This window comes from Maricaulis sp., from assembly GCF_030149235.1.
Taxonomy (GTDB): Bacteria; Pseudomonadota; Alphaproteobacteria; order Caulobacterales; family Maricaulaceae; genus Maricaulis.
Window position 1 is genome coordinate 1 of sequence record NZ_JASBRW010000028.1, and the last position, 16,817, is coordinate 16,817.

At 62.6% G+C, this 16,817-nt stretch carries 18 protein-coding genes; 13 read left to right on the forward strand and 5 right to left on the reverse strand.

Annotated features, from left to right (window positions below; all coding sequences use genetic code 11):
- Positions 1-209: 209 nt before the first annotated feature.
- Both Q1V51_RS04405 and Q1V51_RS04410 read left to right on the forward strand, forming a co-directional pair.
- The gene (locus Q1V51_RS04405; protein WP_300553392.1) at positions 210-1,514 is read left to right on the forward strand and encodes an MFS transporter; all 1,305 of its coding nucleotides are present in this window, start codon (positions 210-212) and stop codon (positions 1,512-1,514) included.
- A 74-nt stretch (positions 1,515-1,588) separates the two neighbouring features.
- On the forward strand, positions 1,589-3,400 hold the full coding sequence (locus Q1V51_RS04410) for an ATP-binding protein (RefSeq protein ID WP_300553394.1): 1,812 nt from the start codon (positions 1,589-1,591) through the stop codon (positions 3,398-3,400).
- Here Q1V51_RS04410 and Q1V51_RS04415 read toward each other — a convergent pair.
- From Q1V51_RS04415 to Q1V51_RS04425, 3 genes are read right to left on the reverse strand one after another with little or no spacing between them, the layout of a single operon-like run.
- Positions 3,397-4,605 (reverse strand): lytic murein transglycosylase, encoded by a 1,209-nt coding sequence (locus Q1V51_RS04415; protein WP_300553396.1) that lies wholly within the window; start codon positions 4,603-4,605, stop codon positions 3,397-3,399. The two genes, Q1V51_RS04410 and Q1V51_RS04415, sit on opposite strands and share 4 nt — an antisense overlap.
- Positions 4,602-5,366 carry a DUF1194 domain-containing protein gene (locus Q1V51_RS04420; RefSeq protein WP_300553432.1) on the reverse strand — a complete coding sequence of 255 codons (765 nt, stop codon included), beginning with the start codon at positions 5,364-5,366 and terminating at the stop codon, positions 4,602-4,604. Before Q1V51_RS04420 ends, Q1V51_RS04415 begins: the two co-directional genes overlap by 4 nt.
- Before the next feature lie 5 nt (positions 5,367-5,371).
- Positions 5,372-6,115 (reverse strand): DUF1194 domain-containing protein, encoded by a 744-nt coding sequence (locus Q1V51_RS04425; RefSeq protein ID WP_300553398.1) that lies wholly within the window; start codon positions 6,113-6,115, stop codon positions 5,372-5,374.
- Positions 6,116-6,345: 230 nt separating this feature from the next.
- Between Q1V51_RS04425 and Q1V51_RS04430 the strand changes: the two genes are divergently transcribed.
- The 5 genes from Q1V51_RS04430 to Q1V51_RS04450 all read left to right on the forward strand — a co-directional run bounded on the left by Q1V51_RS04430 (position 6,346) and on the right by Q1V51_RS04450 (position 10,639).
- Positions 6,346-7,302 (forward strand): hypothetical protein, encoded by a 957-nt coding sequence (locus tag Q1V51_RS04430; protein WP_300553401.1) that lies wholly within the window; start codon positions 6,346-6,348, stop codon positions 7,300-7,302.
- Positions 7,303-7,396: 94 nt separating this feature from the next.
- Positions 7,397-7,522 carry a type B 50S ribosomal protein L36 gene (gene ykgO, locus Q1V51_RS04435; RefSeq protein WP_011644457.1) on the forward strand — a complete coding sequence of 42 codons (126 nt, stop codon included), beginning with the start codon at positions 7,397-7,399 and terminating at the stop codon, positions 7,520-7,522.
- 88 nt (positions 7,523-7,610) lie between these two features.
- On the forward strand, positions 7,611-8,231 hold the full coding sequence (locus tag Q1V51_RS04440; protein ID WP_300553403.1) for an HAD family phosphatase: 621 nt from the start codon (positions 7,611-7,613) through the stop codon (positions 8,229-8,231).
- 138 nt (positions 8,232-8,369) lie between these two features.
- Positions 8,370-9,557: an acyl-CoA dehydrogenase family protein gene (locus Q1V51_RS04445; RefSeq protein WP_300553405.1), complete on the forward strand. Its 1,188-nt coding sequence runs from the start codon at positions 8,370-8,372 to the stop codon at positions 9,555-9,557.
- Positions 9,558-9,562: 5 nt separating this feature from the next.
- Complete coding sequence (locus Q1V51_RS04450; RefSeq protein WP_300553408.1) at positions 9,563-10,639, forward strand: acyl-CoA dehydrogenase family protein; 1,077 nt, start codon at positions 9,563-9,565, stop codon at positions 10,637-10,639.
- Positions 10,640-10,709: 70 nt separating this feature from the next.
- Here the strand turns inward: Q1V51_RS04450 and Q1V51_RS04455 are convergent, their stop codons facing one another.
- Positions 10,710-11,627 (reverse strand): fatty acid desaturase, encoded by a 918-nt coding sequence (locus tag Q1V51_RS04455; RefSeq protein WP_300553411.1) that lies wholly within the window; start codon positions 11,625-11,627, stop codon positions 10,710-10,712.
- Between the two features lie 121 nt (positions 11,628-11,748).
- On the opposite strand from Q1V51_RS04455, the gene Q1V51_RS04460 reads away from it, so the two are divergent.
- From Q1V51_RS04460 to Q1V51_RS04485, 6 genes are all read left to right on the forward strand, one after another.
- Entirely contained in the window at positions 11,749-12,357 is a 609-nt protein-coding gene (locus Q1V51_RS04460) for a hypothetical protein (RefSeq protein WP_300553414.1), read from the forward strand.
- Positions 12,357-13,355 (forward strand): alpha/beta hydrolase, encoded by a 999-nt coding sequence (locus tag Q1V51_RS04465; protein ID WP_300553417.1) that lies wholly within the window; start codon positions 12,357-12,359, stop codon positions 13,353-13,355. Before Q1V51_RS04460 ends, Q1V51_RS04465 begins: the two co-directional genes overlap by 1 nt.
- Before the next feature lie 54 nt (positions 13,356-13,409).
- Positions 13,410-13,697, forward strand: a complete 288-nt coding sequence (locus Q1V51_RS04470; RefSeq protein ID WP_300553420.1) for a DUF2312 domain-containing protein — start codon at positions 13,410-13,412, stop codon at positions 13,695-13,697.
- A 33-nt stretch (positions 13,698-13,730) separates the two neighbouring features.
- Complete coding sequence (locus Q1V51_RS04475) at positions 13,731-14,207, forward strand: hypothetical protein (RefSeq protein ID WP_300553422.1); 477 nt, start codon at positions 13,731-13,733, stop codon at positions 14,205-14,207.
- Positions 14,208-14,322: 115 nt separating this feature from the next.
- Entirely contained in the window at positions 14,323-14,790 is a 468-nt protein-coding gene (locus Q1V51_RS04480; protein WP_300553424.1) for a hypothetical protein, read from the forward strand.
- Positions 14,791-14,816: 26 nt separating this feature from the next.
- Entirely contained in the window at positions 14,817-15,275 is a 459-nt protein-coding gene (locus Q1V51_RS04485; RefSeq protein WP_300553426.1) for an ASCH domain-containing protein, read from the forward strand.
- 57 nt (positions 15,276-15,332) lie between these two features.
- Here Q1V51_RS04485 and Q1V51_RS04490 read toward each other — a convergent pair whose 3' ends face one another.
- Positions 15,333-16,790 carry a sigma-54 dependent transcriptional regulator gene (locus Q1V51_RS04490; protein WP_300553429.1) on the reverse strand — a complete coding sequence of 486 codons (1,458 nt, stop codon included), beginning with the start codon at positions 16,788-16,790 and terminating at the stop codon, positions 15,333-15,335.
- Positions 16,791-16,817 lie beyond the last annotated feature (27 nt).

Consider the following 16,817-nt stretch of genomic DNA (forward strand, 5'->3'; position numbering starts at 1 on the left):
ACACGACCACAATGCCGATAATCTGGAACATCTACCCGTCCACCTGTGCTTTCGGACCTCATTTATTCGTCCGATTAAGGCGCACTATGACCGGTTAAGCTTAATGTCCCGTTGAATAAGGGTTATCAGGAGGTTTATTCCCGCCGCGAATATCCGGTATCCACACCGATTGAATGGACTTCGCGGCAAATTCGGATACCTCTGGCGCCATGAGCGCGCCCTATGATCCGCCCGATCCCTATGATCCCTCACACCCGTCATCAGAAGATGAACGCCGGGCCGCTTTCCGCCTGCTCTTCCTCTGTCTGATGGCAACGGGGATCGGCAACAACATGCTGTTTGCCATCCTCCCGCCCCTGGCGCGCGAGCTGAATGTGGCGGAATACTGGGTCGGGGCGATCTATACCCTGTCGGCGGTCCTGTTCATGACCATGACTCCGATCTGGGGCGCGCTGTCGGACCGCAAGGGACGCAAACCCTTCATTGTTTTCGGCCTGTCAGCGTTTTCCATCTCCACCCTCGTCTTCGCCATTGCGACCTGGGCCGGGGAGAATGCCTGGATCCCGCCCCTTGGCGCGATCTTCGCCATGGCGCTGGCGCGCGCCCTGTTCGGTTCGCTCGGCTCGGCCACCAACCCGTCAGCCCAGGCCTATGTCGCCGACCGCACCACACCAGCCGAACGCACCGAAGCCCTGGCCGGCCTGACCGCTGCCTTTGGTCTGGGCGCCGTGATCGGACCGGCGCTGGCTGCCAGTTTTGTTGAATGGCTCGGGGTCGCCGCCTTCATGGTGATGATCTCCATCATGGTCGCGCTCGGCGCCTTTGCGGTCTGGATGCGCCTGCCGGAAAAAACCCCGCCCCAGGTCCAGAGTCGGCCGATCAACCCGCTCAAGCAATTCGCCTTCGGGGCCGACCCGCGCATCTTTCCCTTTATGATCTATGGCGCGGTGATCTGGGTCACCCAGTCGCTGAGCCTGTCCTCCATCGCCTTTTTCATCATGGACCGCCTGTCTTTGGACGAGGATATGGGCCTGCAGCTTTCCTCCATTGCTCTGGCGACGGGTGCCGGGGCGCTGATCGTGGCCCAGCTGGTGGTGATCCCGGCGATGAAGGCGACCCCGCGCCTGTTGATGACCCATGGAGCCATCATCACCGTTGCCGGCTCGCTCTTCATGCTGTTTGCAGCGAATTATGGCGGCATTGTCTTCGCTTACATCCTGATCAGCTTTGCCTTCGGACTGGCGCGTTCCGGATTTGTCGGCGGGGCGTCGATCGCGGTGAAACCGGAAGAACAGGGCCGCGCAGCCGGGCTGACCACCGCGACGGCCGGTCTCGGCTTTATTATCGGGCCGGTGGGCGGGCTTTTCCTGTTCAACCAGCTCGGCATGTTCGCGCCTTATATTGCGGCGGCAGTGCTCGGCTCGCTCGCGATCGTGATTGCCTGGTTCCATCCCGGCATCGCGAAAGCGGCAGAGGCCGTTGAAATCAAACCGGAACCGCGACCTCCGCTCTGATGTATAAGATATAAGATTCAGACTTCTCTAAGCCCTTGCTGGTTCAATGAGGCAACGGGTGGAGAAAGTCAGCCATGAACGCCAAAGCGCTCACGCTTCGTTATGTTATTGCCCTGTCGCTGATCGCCCTGATGGCGACAGCACTGTTGGGCCTGTCACTGGTGTCCTCGCACGCGGGCTCGCAGGACGGCAGCCTGATCAATGAAGCGGGCCGGCAGCGCATGCTGTCCCAGCGCATCACCATGCTGGTGTTTGAATACAATAGCGGCGAAATTACCGAAGCCGAGCTGCCCATTCGCGATCGTCTGGAAAGCGCAATTGACACTTTCCTGACCTCGCACCAGCGCCTGATGATGGCCGCCGCGGACAATCCTGAGATCAGCACGATCTATACCGAAGGCCCTCACGCCCTCGACCCGCTGTCGCACGCCTATGTCGACGATGCTCGTGCTTTTCTCGTGAGCGGCGGCTCGGCCGAGCTGGCTGTTCTGCTGGCGCAGGAAGCGGAACTTATCCTGCCTCTGCTGAATGACGCCACCAATGCCTTTGAACAGGCCGCCAATGACCGCATCGCCCATCTCGAGCGCCTGGAATGGGTCGCCTATCTGATCACGCTCCTGGTCCTCGTGCTGGAGGCTTTCCTGATCTTCCGGCCGGCGGCGGCCTCGGTACAGCAATCCATGCGCAAGATGCGCTTGGCCCGGATCGAGGCGGAAAAGGCCAATGCCACCAAGAGTACTTTCCTGGCCCAGATGAGCCATGAGATCCGCACCCCGCTCAATGGTGTGCTGGGCATGGCGGCCGCCCTCGATGCGACCCAGCTCGACGACGATCAAAAACGCATGGTGACGACAATCTCGGCATCCGGCGATCTGCTGCTGGCGGTCGTCAATGACGTGCTCGACCTGTCCAAGATCGAAGCCGACCAGGTCGGCCTGGAAGAGATCGACATGTCGATCGAACAGATCCTCAACTGGGTCGATAGCGCCTTCCGCCCGGCCGCCGTTGCCAAGGGCTTGAAGCTCGAGGTCAAGATCGAGGAAGCGGCGCGAGGCTGGTACAAGGGCGATCCGACGCGCATGCGCCAGATCCTGTCCAACCTCGTTTCCAACGCCATCAAGTTTACCGAAGACGGTGCGGTGACCGCCCGGGCGCGCGTGCTGAGCAAGCGCGCCAGCGGTGAGCATCTGCTCGAACTGTCCGTGTCCGACACCGGTGTCGGCATTCCGACCGACCGACTGGCGGCGATTTTCGACCCGTTCGAACAGGCGGATGCCTCGACCACCCGCACCCATGGCGGGACCGGGCTGGGCCTGGCGATTTCCAAGCGCCTGTCTGACATGATGGGCGGCAAGCTGACGGTGACCTCATTCGAGGGCGAGGGCTCCACCTTTACCGTTACGGTTAAACTGCCCCCGGGCGATGCGCCCAAGGTTCATACCGAGCCCAAACTGCAGATCGTCGCGGGGCGCCGCCGTCTGCGCGTCCTCGTTTTCGACGATGTTTCAACCAATCGCCTGGTATTGGAATCCCTACTGGCCCAGCATGATGTCGACACGGTCAGTGCCGGCAGCGGGCAGGAAGCTATCGACATCACGGCGAAAGAAGACTTCGACCTGATCCTGATGGACGTGCAGATGCCGGATATGGACGGGATCGAGACGACCAAGCGCATCCGCAGCCGCGAGGCCGCGCGCGCCATGTCGCCGACTCCGATTATCGCATGCACCGCCAATGTGATGCCGGAACAAATCAATGCCTATCTGGCCAGCGGTCTTGACCGGCACCTGCCCAAGCCGGTGCGCAAGCCCGATCTGAAAGCGCTGATCGAGAGCTATCGCGCGCCGCAGGAGGCGGACGCGGAGACCGCTCGCAAGTCGGCTTAATCGCCGAGCGAACGACCGGTTACAGCTTCATACATGGCCGAGCCGAGATAGCCGTCCGGGGCCATCCCGTTGGCGCGCTGGAAGGCGCGCAGGGCCCGGCGGGTATTGGGACCGGCGATTCCGTCCGGCGTGCCCGCATTATGCCCGGCTGCATTGAGGGCCGCCTGGACTTCCCGCGTCTGCGACCGGGTCAGCGGCACATCACCTTCCGGCCAGTCGCCGACGAAGGCGGCACCACCGGCAATCCGGTCCGCGAGATGCGCGACGCCGAGGGCATAGGCGGTGGAATTATTATAGCGCTTGATGACCCGGAAATTCGGGAAGGTCAGGAAACCGGGGCCATTGCGACCCGCGGGAAGTTCCAGGCGCGCTGAGCGCATCAGATCGTCGGCATGCCATTCGCCGACGGCCGGCGTGACCCCCATGACGGCCCACTGGCTCACCAGGCGATTGGTCAACGGGTTCCAGTCGGCCAGGTCGAACGCATCCGAAAGCGTCACTTCGACCACGGTCGGGGCGCCGGCCTGCCAGCCTTCCTCGACCAGGAGGTTGGCTGCCGATGCGACGGCGTCGCCGATATCGGTCCAGATATTCCGCGTCCCGTCACCATCCCAGTCATGGGCGCGTTCCAGGTAGGTCGTGGGGATGAATTGCATCTGCCCCATCGCCCCGGCCCAGGACCCGGTCAGTTGCTCGCGCGTGGCATAGCCCTCATCGATCATCTCTGCGATGGCGATGAGCTGCGCTTCGGCCCAGCTGCGACGACGGCCATCCCAGGCCAGGGTCGCCAGCGAGCGGACCGTGTCAAAGTTCCCGGTAATGGCACCGAAGGAGCTTTCCAGCCCCCAGATCGCGACCAGGATTTCCGCCCGCACGCCGAAGCGCTCGGCCACGGCATTGATGGTCTCGCCGTATTCGGCATAGGCCGAGCGGCCGTTCTCGATGCGCAAGTCCGACGCGGCGATGCCGAGATAGGACCAGATCGGGCGAACGAATTCAGGCTGATTGCCGTCGCGGTCGATGACGCGCGGATCCGCGCTCAAACCGTCCAGCATGGCCGCTACTGTTTCCGGGCGGGCACCGCTTTCCAGCAGCTCCGTGCGGAAACCATCGCGCCAGGCGTCGAAACTCATCTCTTCGGATTGTGCCGCTGCAGTGCCAGACAGCATCAAGGCGGCCAAGGCCGGTAAAAGAACGCGTTTCATCCCTTCCCCAATATCTGGGCCGGATCATAGCCGGCGATTTCGATGATCAATTTGCGCCGCAAAGCGTCAACGAAATCCTGATGCTCATTACTGGGCGAAATAAAGGCGCCCGGCCCGGCAATGACGTTATTCTCGAAATAGGAGGCCACATCGATGGTCACGGTCGGCCGGAACGGGCTTTGCCGCTCGGTCTCGATCGGCAGACCATTGATGGTCACCCCCTTGTCCACCGCCTGGTCGCGCGCCTGGACCAGGCTGGGACCGGCGTTTTGCGGCCCGTCTCCGGAGATATCGATGACCAGGCGCATGCCGTCATAGCGATTGGTGTCGATCAATTCGGAGGCATTCGAGATCGCCGCCCCGATCGCGGTCCGGCGGCCGGAATTGAAGGAGGAGGTCGCCAGCAAAGCCGCAAAGGCGCGCGCATCCTGTTCCGTCTCGATCACCGTCCAGGGCGCCACGACGCGCTGGAAATCGGCATCGGCCCATTCCAGATACATCACGGCGATACGGCCATAGCCGCCACTCTGGATGGCGGAGATCACATCCGGGTCGGCGAGCGCCGCGACGTGACCATCGCGCTGACGGCGGGCTTCAAACTCGTCGATTGAGGATGACACATCGACCGCCAGCACCAGCTCGAGATCGACCATCTCCCGCCCGTCGGCCGCATATTCGACCGGTCGGCGGTCAAACTCGCTGTCGCGGGCGAAATCGCCCTCGCCGCCTGTCGCCAGGACAGCGGCGCCGATCAGCGCCATCCAGCTCACGGCAGCAATCCCAGTTCGACCGGAGACGGTTCCGCGCCGGCGATTTCAAGCACCAGCTTGCGCAGGATGGCCTGGCGGAATTCCTCCTCGGTCCGGGCCGGAAGCACGAAGGAGGACGGGCCGGTAACGACATTGTCCTGGAAATAGCCTGCCAGATTGATCTCGGCGCGCATCAGCGTCTGGCCCTCGGTAATCACCGGCAGGCCATTGACGGTGATGCCGGCCTCATCGGCCCGCGCCCGCGCGACCTCCAGCGGCATGCCCTGGTTCTGCGGCCCGTCACCGGAAATATCGATAATCATGCGCGGGGCTGAATAGGCATTGGTTTCGATCCGGGTGACGGCATCATCAATGGCCGACCCGATCGCGGTATAGCTGCCCTTTTCCAGTGGTGCCGCCGCGACCTGGGCAGCAAAGGCCAGCGCGGCTTCCTCGCTGTCAATCAGGGCCCAGTCTGCCGCCGGGCGCTGCAGGCGCGCATCGGCCCATTCGACATAGGTCACAGCGATCCGGCCCCAGGGCCCGCCCTGGATCGCATCGATCACTTCCGGCGATGCCAGGGCCGCGACATAACCCTCACGCTGGCGGCGCGCCTCTTCCTCATCGACGGAATGGGAGATGTCGACAGCCAGCACAAGTTCGACATCGACCTCGATCAGGTCCGTCTGCGCCTCGCCGGGCGTTGCCATAAAGAAAGCGGCCGCGCAGGCCGCCGCCGCTGGTACCAAGTTGAATTTCATGGCCGCAAACTATGCGCAGCCCCGCCCCCGGGCAACTGACGAAGTCGTAAGGCGTCCGTTTTGGCCGCCGCAGGGCAATCAGCGTTGCAGCCGCGACACGATGGGCCGGATTCCGCACGCTGCGACTCGCCGAGGGCACAATGCTTGTATAGTTTGGGGTTGAGAGACGGTACCGGCACAGCTTGCAGGGATGGCAGGCGTGCCGCCGGATGCATTTAAGGGGTAGTCGGATGTTGGGTGTAATCACCGGTCTAGGACTTGTCGGCTGGGGCGGAGTCGTCGCAATCGGCGGCCTGTTGGGCGGCGCCATGGCGCTGCAGCGCGGCATGTCCAAGAAGGGCAAGGACAAACCGGGCAAGGGTGAAGCCACCATGCTCGACCCGGGCGGTGAAGACATCTCGCCGATGGAGGCCTGGAAGCAGAGCGTCCAGAAACGGGTCGAATCCTTCGAGGCCAGCCGCCAGAGCACGGTCATCCAGATCGTCCACCATGCGCCCAATGACTATGTCGACCATGACACGGCGATCGAGGTGATCGACGTCCTGCGCAAGGCCCCGGCCAACGGCAGGATCGATGTCATCCTGCACACACCGGGCGGTGTCAGCTCGGCGACTCAGCAAATTCTGCATGCCCTGCGTGAACACAAGGGGCCGAAGACCGCTTTCGTGCCCTATCGCGCCAAGTCTGCCGGCACCATGATCGCCATGGCCTGTGACCAGATCGTTATGGGCTCAAGCGCCCAGCTCGGCCCGATTGACCCGCAATATTCCTGGCTTCCGGCGCAATTCCTCGCCGAGCTGCCGACCGACAAGAATCCCGACCGCATGCAGGACGAGATCCTGGTGCTGTCGAAAATGGCCAAACAGGCCATGCGCGAAGCCCGCCGCTTCGCCTGCGACTATGTCAATGACGCCCACAAGGACAAATCCGGCAGCTGCTCGCTGACCGATGACCTCGTTGGTGGCGGCCGCAATCATGATTATCCGATCCTGCCGCACGAGGCTGTGGAGTTCGGTCTCAACGTCTCCACCGACCTGCCTGAGCAGGCCTATGACATTTGTCAGCCGCCGCCCAAGGACGAGCCCTTCCTGATCTTCTCCATGTTCAATACCCAGAATGGCGAACAGCAGGTGGAACGACCGCAGCAGACCCCGGCCGGACCGTTCGGGGATAATGGCTTCCGCTAGGGTCAAAGCACAGCTTTTGACGTTGACAGCCGCGCGGGCCTTGTGTACCTCCCGCGCTCCTTATTTATCTTGAAGTGAACTCGAAGGCCGAACGATGAAAGTCCGCAGCTCGATCAAATCGCTGAAAAACCGCCACCGCGATTGCCAGGTCGTGAAGCGTCGCGGCCGTGTCTATGTAATCAACAAGACCGACCCGCGCTTCAAGGCTCGCGCTGGCTAGTCACAGCCACGCCGCTCATCTGAGCGCTTGACGAACACGAACCCGCGTACGACCTGTACGCGGGTTTGTTGTATTCTGGAGCTGTGTCATGGCGACCAAAGCCGTCTTGTGGGATCTCGGCAATGTCCTCCTGGACTGGTCCCCGGCCTATCTCTATCGCGAGCATTTCTCCGACGAGGCCGAGCTCAAGCACTTCCTCGATGAGGTCTGCACCATGGCCTGGCATGCCGAGCATGACCGTGGCGTGCCGATGGCCGAGAATCGCAAACACCTGATCGAGCAATACCCGCATTATGAAGAGCAGATTCGCGCCTGGGAAACCGGTGTTGATCGCATGGTTGCCGGTACCATTCCGGGCACCGCTGAAGCCATGGAAGCCCTGCATGGCCGCGGCGTGGCGCAATACGCGCTGACCAATCTGCCCGCCGAGTGGACCGACTATGTCATGACCGGCTTCGCCCCAATGCGGCATATGCGCGATGTCGTCGTCTCCGCCCATGAAGGCGTGATCAAGCCGGACCCCCGCATTTACGAGATCACCGCCGAGCGCATCGATTTCGACCCGTCCGAGGTCGTCTTCTTCGATGACCGAGCCAGCAATGTGGAAGCGGCACGCGCCTTCGGCTTTGATGCTGAGGTCTTCGAGGGCGGCAAAAAGCTGCATGCGGACCTGAAAAAGCGCGGACTTCTGGGCGAAACTGACATTTGACGTAAACGTAAAGCCGCCTAGGCGGTTCCCTTCCGCGGATTTTGCGCCAATTATCTCCTCCGAAACGTGTGTGCAGGTCTGGTCAACGGGCCGCACATATCGGCCCCAACGCCGGGCCGGTCGATATGGAGGAGACGCATGGATCTCAATTTTACCGCGGAAGAAGATGCTTTCCGCGCCGAAGTCCGCCAGTTCCTGAAAGACAATCTGTCTGACGAAATCGTCGCCAAGATGCGCGGCATGGAAGAGCTGACCAAGGAAGACCTGGAAAGCTGGCATGCCACGTTGCAGAGCCGCAACTGGCTCGCCGCCGGCTGGCCGGTCGAACATGGCGGCCCGGGCTGGAACGCCACCCAGCGCCACATCTTCGATGAGGAATGCGCCGCCGCCAATGCACCGCGCATCGTCCCCTTCGGTCTGGGCATGCTCGGACCGGTGCTGCTGAAGTTCGGCACCGAGGAGCAGAAAGCGGAAATCCTGCCGCGCATCCTCGACGGTACCGACTGGTGGTGTCAGGGCTATTCCGAGCCCGGCGCCGGCTCTGACCTCGCCAGCCTGAAAACCAAGGCCGAGCGGGACGGGGATGATTACATCATCAATGGCCAGAAGACCTGGACCACGCTGGGCCAGCACGCCAACAAGATCTTCTGCCTCGTGCGCACCTCCTCGGAAGGCAAGCCGCAGGAAGGCATTTCCTTCGTTCTCGTCGACATCGACACGCCCGGCATCGAAATGCGCCCGATCCGCCTTCTCGAGGGCGGTTACGAGGTCAATGAAGTCTTCTTCACCGATGTCCGCGTGCCGGTCGCCAATCGCGTTGGCGAGGAGAATGAAGGCTGGACCATCGCCAAATACCTTCTGACCCACGAGCGTACCAATATCGCCGGTGTCGGCGCGTCGACCCAGGCCCTGGCCGAGCTGAAAATGCTCGCCGCCAAGGTGTCGCGCAAAGGCAAGCCGCTCAGCACCGACCCGATCTTCATGGCCAAGGTGGCCGAGACCGAGATCGACCTGGAAGCCATGCGCATCACCAATCTGCGCATGCTCTCTGCCGACGCCACGGGCCGCGAAGCCGGCACGGTCTCGTCCATGCTGAAGATCAAGGGCACGGTGATCCGCCAGTCCATCAATGATCTGGCCCGCCGCGCCCTCGGGCCGGCCGCCTGCCCCTTCCCGTCGGAAGAAGTGATCGGCAATCTCGCCGTCGCGCCGCCGGAAGCGGCCCGGAATGCTGCGGACTACTTCAATAACCGCAAGCTCTCCATCTTCGGTGGATCGAACGAGATCCAGCGCAACATCATCACCAAGAACCTGTTCGGAGCCTGATCGCTATGGATTTCACGCACACTGAAGACCGGCGCATGATCTCCGACAGCCTGCGCCGCTATCTCGCCGACCAGTACGGCATCGAGCACCGCAACCAGGCCGCCTATGAGGCGCCTTTCCACGACGCGTCCAAATGGGCCGAGCTTGCCGAGCTCGGCATTCTCGGCGCCCTCGTCACCGAGGACCAGGGCGGTTTCGGCGGACATGGTTTCGATATCGCCGTCGTGTTCGAGGAACTCGGCCGTGGCCTGTGCCCGGAACCGATGCTCGGCAATCTCCTGGCCCTGCGCCTCTATGCGGCCCTGGGCCAGTCCGATCGCGTGGACGCCATCGTCGCCGGCACGGCCCGCGCGGCGCTTGCCGTGCACGAGACCGACGCTTTCGTCGATCTCGACGAGATCAGCATCGAGGCCAATGGTTCCGGCGACAGCGTCACCCTGACCGGCCGCAAGAGCGTGGTCTATGGCGGCAATAGCGCCGACCATATCCTCGTCGTGGCCAAAAACGCCTCCGGCCTGGGTCTTTACGAGATCGCGCCGGGTGATGCGGACGTCATGGGCTATGCCATGATCGATGGCGGCGGCGCGGCCGAGGTCATCCTGGAGAACACCAAGGCGACGACGCTGAGCGAAAACGCCCGTGGCATTATCGAAGCCGCCCTAGATGCTGGCCGCCTGGCCCTGTGCGCCGAAGCTGTCGGCATCATGGACGTGTTGCGCGACACGGTGAAGGACTACCTTCTCCAGCGTCAGCAATTCGGCCGTCCGATCGCCCTCTTCCAGGCCCTGCAGCACCGCCTCGTCGATTTCTCCATCGAGATCGAACAGGCCCGCTCCATCGTCATTCTCGCAGCCTCCAAGCTCGGCGCCGAGGACCGCGCCCTGCACATCGCCCGGGCCAAGAACCTCATCGGCCGCGCCGGCAAGCTGGTGGCGGAAGAAGCCATCCAGATGCATGGCGGGATCGGCATGACCTGGGAATATGGCGCCTCGCACTATGCCAAGCGCCTGATCATGATCGACGCCCAGCTCGGCGACACCGAAGACCAGCTCCGCACCTCGATGGAACTGGCGGCGGCGTAAGCGCCCTGATCGGGCCTTTGCCCAATTATAGAAAAGCCCGCCAAGCGGCGGGCTTTTTTGTGTCTCGGGGCTACTCCGCCGGGGCCGCTTCCGGTGCCTCGATCGGCCCAGCTTGCGGCACCACGCCTTCGTGGTGGCGGGCGCCCTTGGCTTCGAGCACGGGGCGGATGCGGGTGTAGAGGCGCTGGTAGTTGTAGAAGGGCACGGAGGGCCAGAGATGGTGCATCAGGTGCCAGTTCTGCCACAGGAAGGGCAGGTTGAGCCAGGCGCGCCCGGTATTGCGTGTTGCGGTATAACGCCCGGTCTCCTTGAACGGATGGTGCGGCAGCCACTGGAACAGGATCACCAGCAGGTTGAGCGCGATCAGCAGCGGCAGATAGTAGAGCGCCAGCACTTGCCAGCCGAAGCCGGCTATCACCAGCCCCCAGAGCGCGGCGACCCAGACCCAGTTGGCGACATGGTACTGGATCCGCTCCGAGCGGGTCATGATCGGGTCGGCGGCGATATAACCGCGTGACAAGGGCTGTTCGCCGAAGATCGCCTGCAGCGCCTTGACCGGGAAGATCTGCAGCGCCCAGCTGATCAGATTGCGAAACAAGAGCCGGGGGAAGCTCATCTTGACGTAGATGTCGGGATCCTTGTCGGTATTGACGAAGGAATGGTGATGTTTGTGGGTCCGCTCGAGCAGCGGCCAGGGCGTGAACAGGACAAAGGAGCCGTACCAGCCGATCGCGCTGTGCACCCAGCTCAATGAGCGATTGCGCACGATATTGCCGTGAATGCTCTCATGCACCAGCGTGTAATGGGCGTAAGTCGTATAGCCGAGCGGGAGGATCAGAGCCCAGAGCGGGACCAGGCCGCTCAACCCGGCCCAGACCATGCCCCAGTGTGCGCTTGCCAGCACCACCAGGAAAGCCAGGGTCGGCCAGGCCACCTCCGGGGACAGGGCCTTGGCTTCGGTCTTCTCATTGATCTGAACATCTGCCATGGACAAAAGAGTAAACAGTGTTCACTTTTTTGCAAGCCAAACCGGACCGCTTGCTTAAATCTCAGTCATACAAGCGCCTTGCAGGCTGGACCCGGGCCATATTCGAGCTATCCTGCCCCTCATGATTACGCTTCTCGCCAGTCTGGCCCTGCTTGTTCAGGACGCCCCGCAGACCGAGCCGGAACAAGACGCGCCGGATACGGTGGAGATCGATGCTGATCCACTGGCACCGGGCTTTGAATTCCAGTCACCGGAAGAACGCCTGGCCGAACGCCTCGACGCCCTGGCCCAGGCCAGCGAAGCCGAAGCTGCGTCCCTGGTCGATGAAATCCATGCCCTGTGGGCGCATTCCGGGTCGGATACGATCTCGCTTTTGATGGATCGTGGCCGCGGCGCGGAAATCGCCGGCAATCAGGATATCGCCGCACGCATGTATGACCATGTCACCCGCCTGGCCCCCGATTATGCCGAAGGCTGGCTCGCGGCCGGCCGCGTCGCGGCCGGTTTCGAAGACTGGGCCTATGCGCTGGAAAGCCTCAATCGCGCCCTGACCATCGAGCCGCGCCGCTATGACGCCTTCATGTCGGTCGGCCAGGTTCTCGAAGCCGCCGAGGCCTGGGATGCGGCGCTCGATGCCTATAACGAAGTGCTCGCCATCTACCCGGCCTTTCAGCCGGCCGTCGACGCCAAGAACCGGCTTGAAGCCGCAGCCGCCGGACGCGCATTGTGATGGGTGAGATGAGCGGGCTGATCGGACTTGGCCTGCTCGGCCTCCTCCTCGCCCTGGCGATGACCGCTGCCGGTTTCATCGCCAGCCGCAAACACAAGCAGATCGACGAGGAACACGGGCCCGACGCCGAGTTCATTGACGTGGGCGGGACCCGGTTGCACTATCGGCAGACCGGCGACACGGCCCTGCCCGCCGTGCTGGTCCTGCACGGGGCCGCCTCCAATCTGGAAGAACCCTATGCCGCGCTGGGCGAGACGCTGGCCGACCACCACATGATCTGGCTCGACCGGCCCGGCCTGGGTTGGAGTAAGCGCCCCGATGGCCATTGGAACCCGGAACGCGAAGCCGCGCTGATCATGGAGTTCCTGACTGCGATCGGCGTGGAACACGTTACCATCGTCGGGCATTCCTGGGGCGGGGCCATTGCCATGCGCACCGCGCTCGATCATCCCCAGCGGGTCCGTTCACTGGTGCTGATCGCACCGGCCCTGGGCGCCTGGATCGGGGAAGCGGCCTGGTTCAACAAGGCCAGTTTCTGGCCCGGGATCGGCCCGCTGATCTCGCGCCTTATCGTCCCCATCACAGGCAGGGGGCAGTTGGAACAAGGCGCGATCAACGCCTTCCACCCCGAACCGGTACCGGACGACTATTCCCGGCGCACCAAGCTGGCCCTGCTCCTGCGGCCTCACACCTGGCTCTACAATGCCGCCGACATGCGCGATGTGAACCGGCATCTGGAGCAGCAGGAGCCGCATTATCACCGCATCGAACAGCGCACGATCATCCTTGCCGGCAAGGCGGACACCGTGCTCTGGAGCCACCGCCATTCCGGTGTCACCGCCAGCCGTATGCCGCGCGGGGAGCTGCGCTATATCAAGGATGCCGGACACAATCTGCACCACCACCGCCAGGTGGAAGTGGCGCAGGCGATCCGCGAGGCCATCGACGAGGCCGAGGCGCTGTCCAATGTGCTGGAAATAGCAGATCGCAGTGCTTGAGCCTTGTCGGCCTGAGCACTAGTGTCTGCCGCCTTGTCCTAGCGAGGTTTGACCATGGCATTCACCGACCCCCTCAATGAAACCGAAACCGTTGATCAGTCCGACGCCATTGGCGGCGCCGCACGCGACCAGATCAAGGCTTTCGTCGCCCGCATCGAGCGGCTTGAGGAAGACAAGGCCAATGTCATAGCCGACATGAAAGAGGTCTATGCCGAGGCCAAATCCATGGGCTTCGACACCAAGATCCTGCGCAAGGTGGTATCCCTGCGCAAGGTGGACCGCCGCGAGCGCCAGGAAACCGAGGCTCTGCTTGAGCTTTATATGGGCGCGGTCGAGAGCTAAGCTACGGATCGAGGCCGTTTCAGGTTCGATCCATTGCCCCGCGAAGTCGACGACAAGAAAACCCGCAAAGCCCTGCGCCGCCTGGCCCGCGCCAAGCGGGCCGCGGAACAGTCTGACACACCCGACAATCAGTTGTCGGAATGGGAAGACGAGTTCATCGGCTCACTGGAAGAGCGGCTCGACAAGTTCGGCTCCGCCTTCAATGACCCGGACAAGGGCAATCTCGATGATGCCCTGTCCGCACGGCAATCGCTGAAACTTCGCGAGATCGAGAAAAAGGCCAAGGGCAAGGGCCGCAAACCGATGTCGCGGGGCAATGGCTTCAAGCGCAAGACGCCCACACGTGGCGGTCGCAGCCGCGACGTCAATGACGACATCATCGCCCCCGTCGAGGACGAAACCCCGCCACAAATCGCCCCGGAGACAGCACCGGACAAGCCCGCACCGGTGGCCCCGGCGCCAAAAGGCTTCAAGCCCGTGATCATTGAAGGCGGCAAGCTGAAATCCTGAACCGGCGTCGGCAACCCCGCCGACTGATTAGGCTTTCATTAAATTTGTAGCCAGAAACGCCACGCCGCCCGCCCTCGCGCGCGATAGTATGCCCCTACTTGAAACGGGATCTGTCATGCACCGCGATTTGCGCCGTCTGAAATCACTCGAAACCGAGATCATCGAATGCCTCGACATCGCGATCGATTGCGGGCTGGACATCCAGGAGGGCCAGGCCGCCTTTCGCATGGGCATGGAACGGCTCAGCCAGGCGACGGATCTGAAGACCGACCTGATCTATGCCCCATTGGCCAATGATCCTGCGACACGCGACTATATCAGCCGCCTTGATGGCCAGCTTGCCGGTCTGACCGAGCGGATAGATATTCTCCGCGCCTATCTGGAAATCAGCCTGTGTTCCGACATGATCGATGCGAAAGCGGTGAGCATATCGCTCAACCGGCTGCGCCGGCGCCTTCTGGTCCTGTTCCGCCGCGAAGCCGCCCTCGGACCGGTCTATTCCTCCTGGAAGAAACGGCGTGAAGCTCCGCCTGTCGCGGCCAATTGCAACGTGCCCCTGCGCTCGGTGGAAATGTTTCACTAGATGTCAGGTCAGGCTAGGCTGAGGGGATGACCCCACAGCAAACCGAATTCTGGCACCGTTTCCAGGCCGCGACCGGCGAAACATCTGAAGAACCCTTCGATATCGACCAGTTCGGCGATAGCGAAGCCATGGGTGACGATTTACTCGCCCTCGTCCTGGCCGGCACCAAACGGGCGACCTGCGCCCTGGCACGCTGGTATGATGAACGCACACACCGGGCACCTCGGCCGGGAGATCTGTCCATCATCACCGATGGCCGAGGTCTGCCGCGCTGCGTGATCCGGACGACCTCTGTCGAGATCAAACCGATCACTGAAGCCGATGCGCGATTCGCCTGGGATGAGGGTGAGGGTGACCGGTCCTTCGAATGGTGGCTGAGCGAACATCTCAAATTCTGGCAGCGCGAGGCCGATCGCGAAGGCTTCGCCTTCTCCACAGATATGGACGCGGTGTTCGAGCGCTTCGAGCTGGTCTGGGCGGAATAGCAAACGGGCCGGACCCCTCGAGGAGTCCGGCCCGTTCAAGCCCGTGGCGGGGCAGCCCTATCCGGCGGCGCGGACGCCGTCGACGTCGAGATCATACTCACGCACTTTGCGATACAGCGTCGAACGCCCGACCCCGAGGCGGCGGGCCACCTCACTCATGCGGCCGGCATAGTTCTCGATCGCGAACTCGATAAGATCGCGTTCAATGTCTTCCAGCGAGCGCAAATGGCCGCCTTCATCCATGATCTCGACCGGCCTGTCGGCCATCGGCACATTGGCCGCAATCTCACCGCCGACCGGCAGCGGCGACACAGCAGCCACCGGCGCGCTTTCAATCGTCGGCGCCAGGCCGGAGATCTGCGGGAAGTCCTCCGGCTTGAGATAGTCGCCATCCGCCAGGATCACCGCACGGAAGACCGCATTCTCAAGCTGGCGCACATTGCCCGGCCAGTCGAAATTGGCCAGCAGGGAATGCGTTTCCGGCGCCGCGTCGAGGATGGACTTGCCTTCCTGCGCATTGAAGCGGCCGATGAAGTGACGCACCAGCGCAGCGACATCTTCCTTGCGTTCCCGCAGCGAGGGCACCTCGATCGGGAAAACGTTGAGGCGGTAGAACAGGTCTTCACGGAAAGCCCCGTCCGCCACCTGCTCGGCCAGGTCCCGGTTGGTCGCGGAGACGATCCGCACATTGACCTTCACAGGACGTTTGGAACCGACCGGGTCTACCTCGCCCTCTTGCAGGGCGCGCAGCAGTTTGACCTGCATGTCGAGCGGTAATTCCCCGATCTCGTCCAGGAAAAGCGTGCCACCATCGGCTTCCTGGAATTTACCCATATGCTTGCCCACAGCCCCGGTGAACGCGCCCTTTTCGTGACCGAAGAGCGTCGACTCCACGAGGTTTTCCGGGATTGCACCACAGTTGACCGCGACGAAAGGCGCACCGGCCCGCTTGGACGCGGCCATGATCGACTGCGCCACCAGCTCCTTACCGACACCGCTCTCACCGGTGACCAGGATCGGAATGTCGGACTGGGCCGCGCGTTCGCCGAGACGAACCACCTGCTGCATCGCCGGCGCACCGGCAATCATGTCGGCAAAACCGAGACGGCCTTCTGCCCTCTTGGTCAGACGTTTCACCTCACCGGACAGATTTTGCACCTTGAGCGCATTGCGGATCGAGACCGCGATACGTTCCGGGCTGGCCGGCTTGACGAAGAAGTCGACAGCACCCGCACGCATGGCCGCGACCACCGTATCGATGCCACCGCTGGCCGTCAGTACAATTACGGGGAGATCCGGTTGCTTTGTTTTCGCAGCCTCGAGCGTCTCCATGCCGTCAATTCCCGGCATGATCAGATCGAGCAGCATGACATCGACTCCCCCGGATGCCACACGGTCCATAGCCACTTCGCCGCTTTCCGCGGTCTCGGCCTTGAAACCCTGCTTCTCAATCACCGCCTGCAGAAGGCGGCGTTGTGTCGGATCGTCATCGACGATCAGAACCGTTTTCACCATCACCCACGCCTTTTCGGTCGCTTATGT

Bases quoted from the DNA above. Each gene is read 5' to 3' on its own strand.
- Q1V51_RS04405 (WP_300553392.1), top strand. From the start codon at position 210: ATGAGCGCGCCCTATGATCCGCCCGATCCCTATGATCCCTCACACCCG.
- Q1V51_RS04410 (WP_300553394.1), top strand. From the start codon at position 1,589: ATGAACGCCAAAGCGCTCACGCTTCGTTATGTTATTGCCCTGTCGCTG.
- Q1V51_RS04415 (WP_300553396.1), bottom strand. From the start codon at position 4,605: ATGAAACGCGTTCTTTTACCGGCCTTGGCCGCCTTGATGCTGTCTGGC.
- Q1V51_RS04420 (WP_300553432.1), bottom strand. From the start codon at position 5,366: ATGGCGCTGATCGGCGCCGCTGTCCTGGCGACAGGCGGCGAGGGCGAT.
- Q1V51_RS04425 (WP_300553398.1), bottom strand. From the start codon at position 6,115: ATGAAATTCAACTTGGTACCAGCGGCGGCGGCCTGCGCGGCCGCTTTC.
- Q1V51_RS04430 (WP_300553401.1), top strand. From the start codon at position 6,346: ATGTTGGGTGTAATCACCGGTCTAGGACTTGTCGGCTGGGGCGGAGTC.
- ykgO (WP_011644457.1), top strand. From the start codon at position 7,397: ATGAAAGTCCGCAGCTCGATCAAATCGCTGAAAAACCGCCACCGCGAT.
- Q1V51_RS04440 (WP_300553403.1), top strand. From the start codon at position 7,611: ATGGCGACCAAAGCCGTCTTGTGGGATCTCGGCAATGTCCTCCTGGAC.
- Q1V51_RS04445 (WP_300553405.1), top strand. From the start codon at position 8,370: ATGGATCTCAATTTTACCGCGGAAGAAGATGCTTTCCGCGCCGAAGTC.
- Q1V51_RS04450 (WP_300553408.1), top strand. From the start codon at position 9,563: ATGGATTTCACGCACACTGAAGACCGGCGCATGATCTCCGACAGCCTG.
- Q1V51_RS04455 (WP_300553411.1), bottom strand. From the start codon at position 11,627: ATGGCAGATGTTCAGATCAATGAGAAGACCGAAGCCAAGGCCCTGTCC.
- Q1V51_RS04460 (WP_300553414.1), top strand. From the start codon at position 11,749: ATGATTACGCTTCTCGCCAGTCTGGCCCTGCTTGTTCAGGACGCCCCG.
- Q1V51_RS04465 (WP_300553417.1), top strand. From the start codon at position 12,357: ATGGGTGAGATGAGCGGGCTGATCGGACTTGGCCTGCTCGGCCTCCTC.
- Q1V51_RS04470 (WP_300553420.1), top strand. From the start codon at position 13,410: ATGGCATTCACCGACCCCCTCAATGAAACCGAAACCGTTGATCAGTCC.
- Q1V51_RS04480 (WP_300553424.1), top strand. From the start codon at position 14,323: ATGCACCGCGATTTGCGCCGTCTGAAATCACTCGAAACCGAGATCATC.
- Q1V51_RS04485 (WP_300553426.1), top strand. From the start codon at position 14,817: ATGACCCCACAGCAAACCGAATTCTGGCACCGTTTCCAGGCCGCGACC.
- Q1V51_RS04490 (WP_300553429.1), bottom strand. From the start codon at position 16,790: ATGGTGAAAACGGTTCTGATCGTCGATGACGATCCGACACAACGCCGC.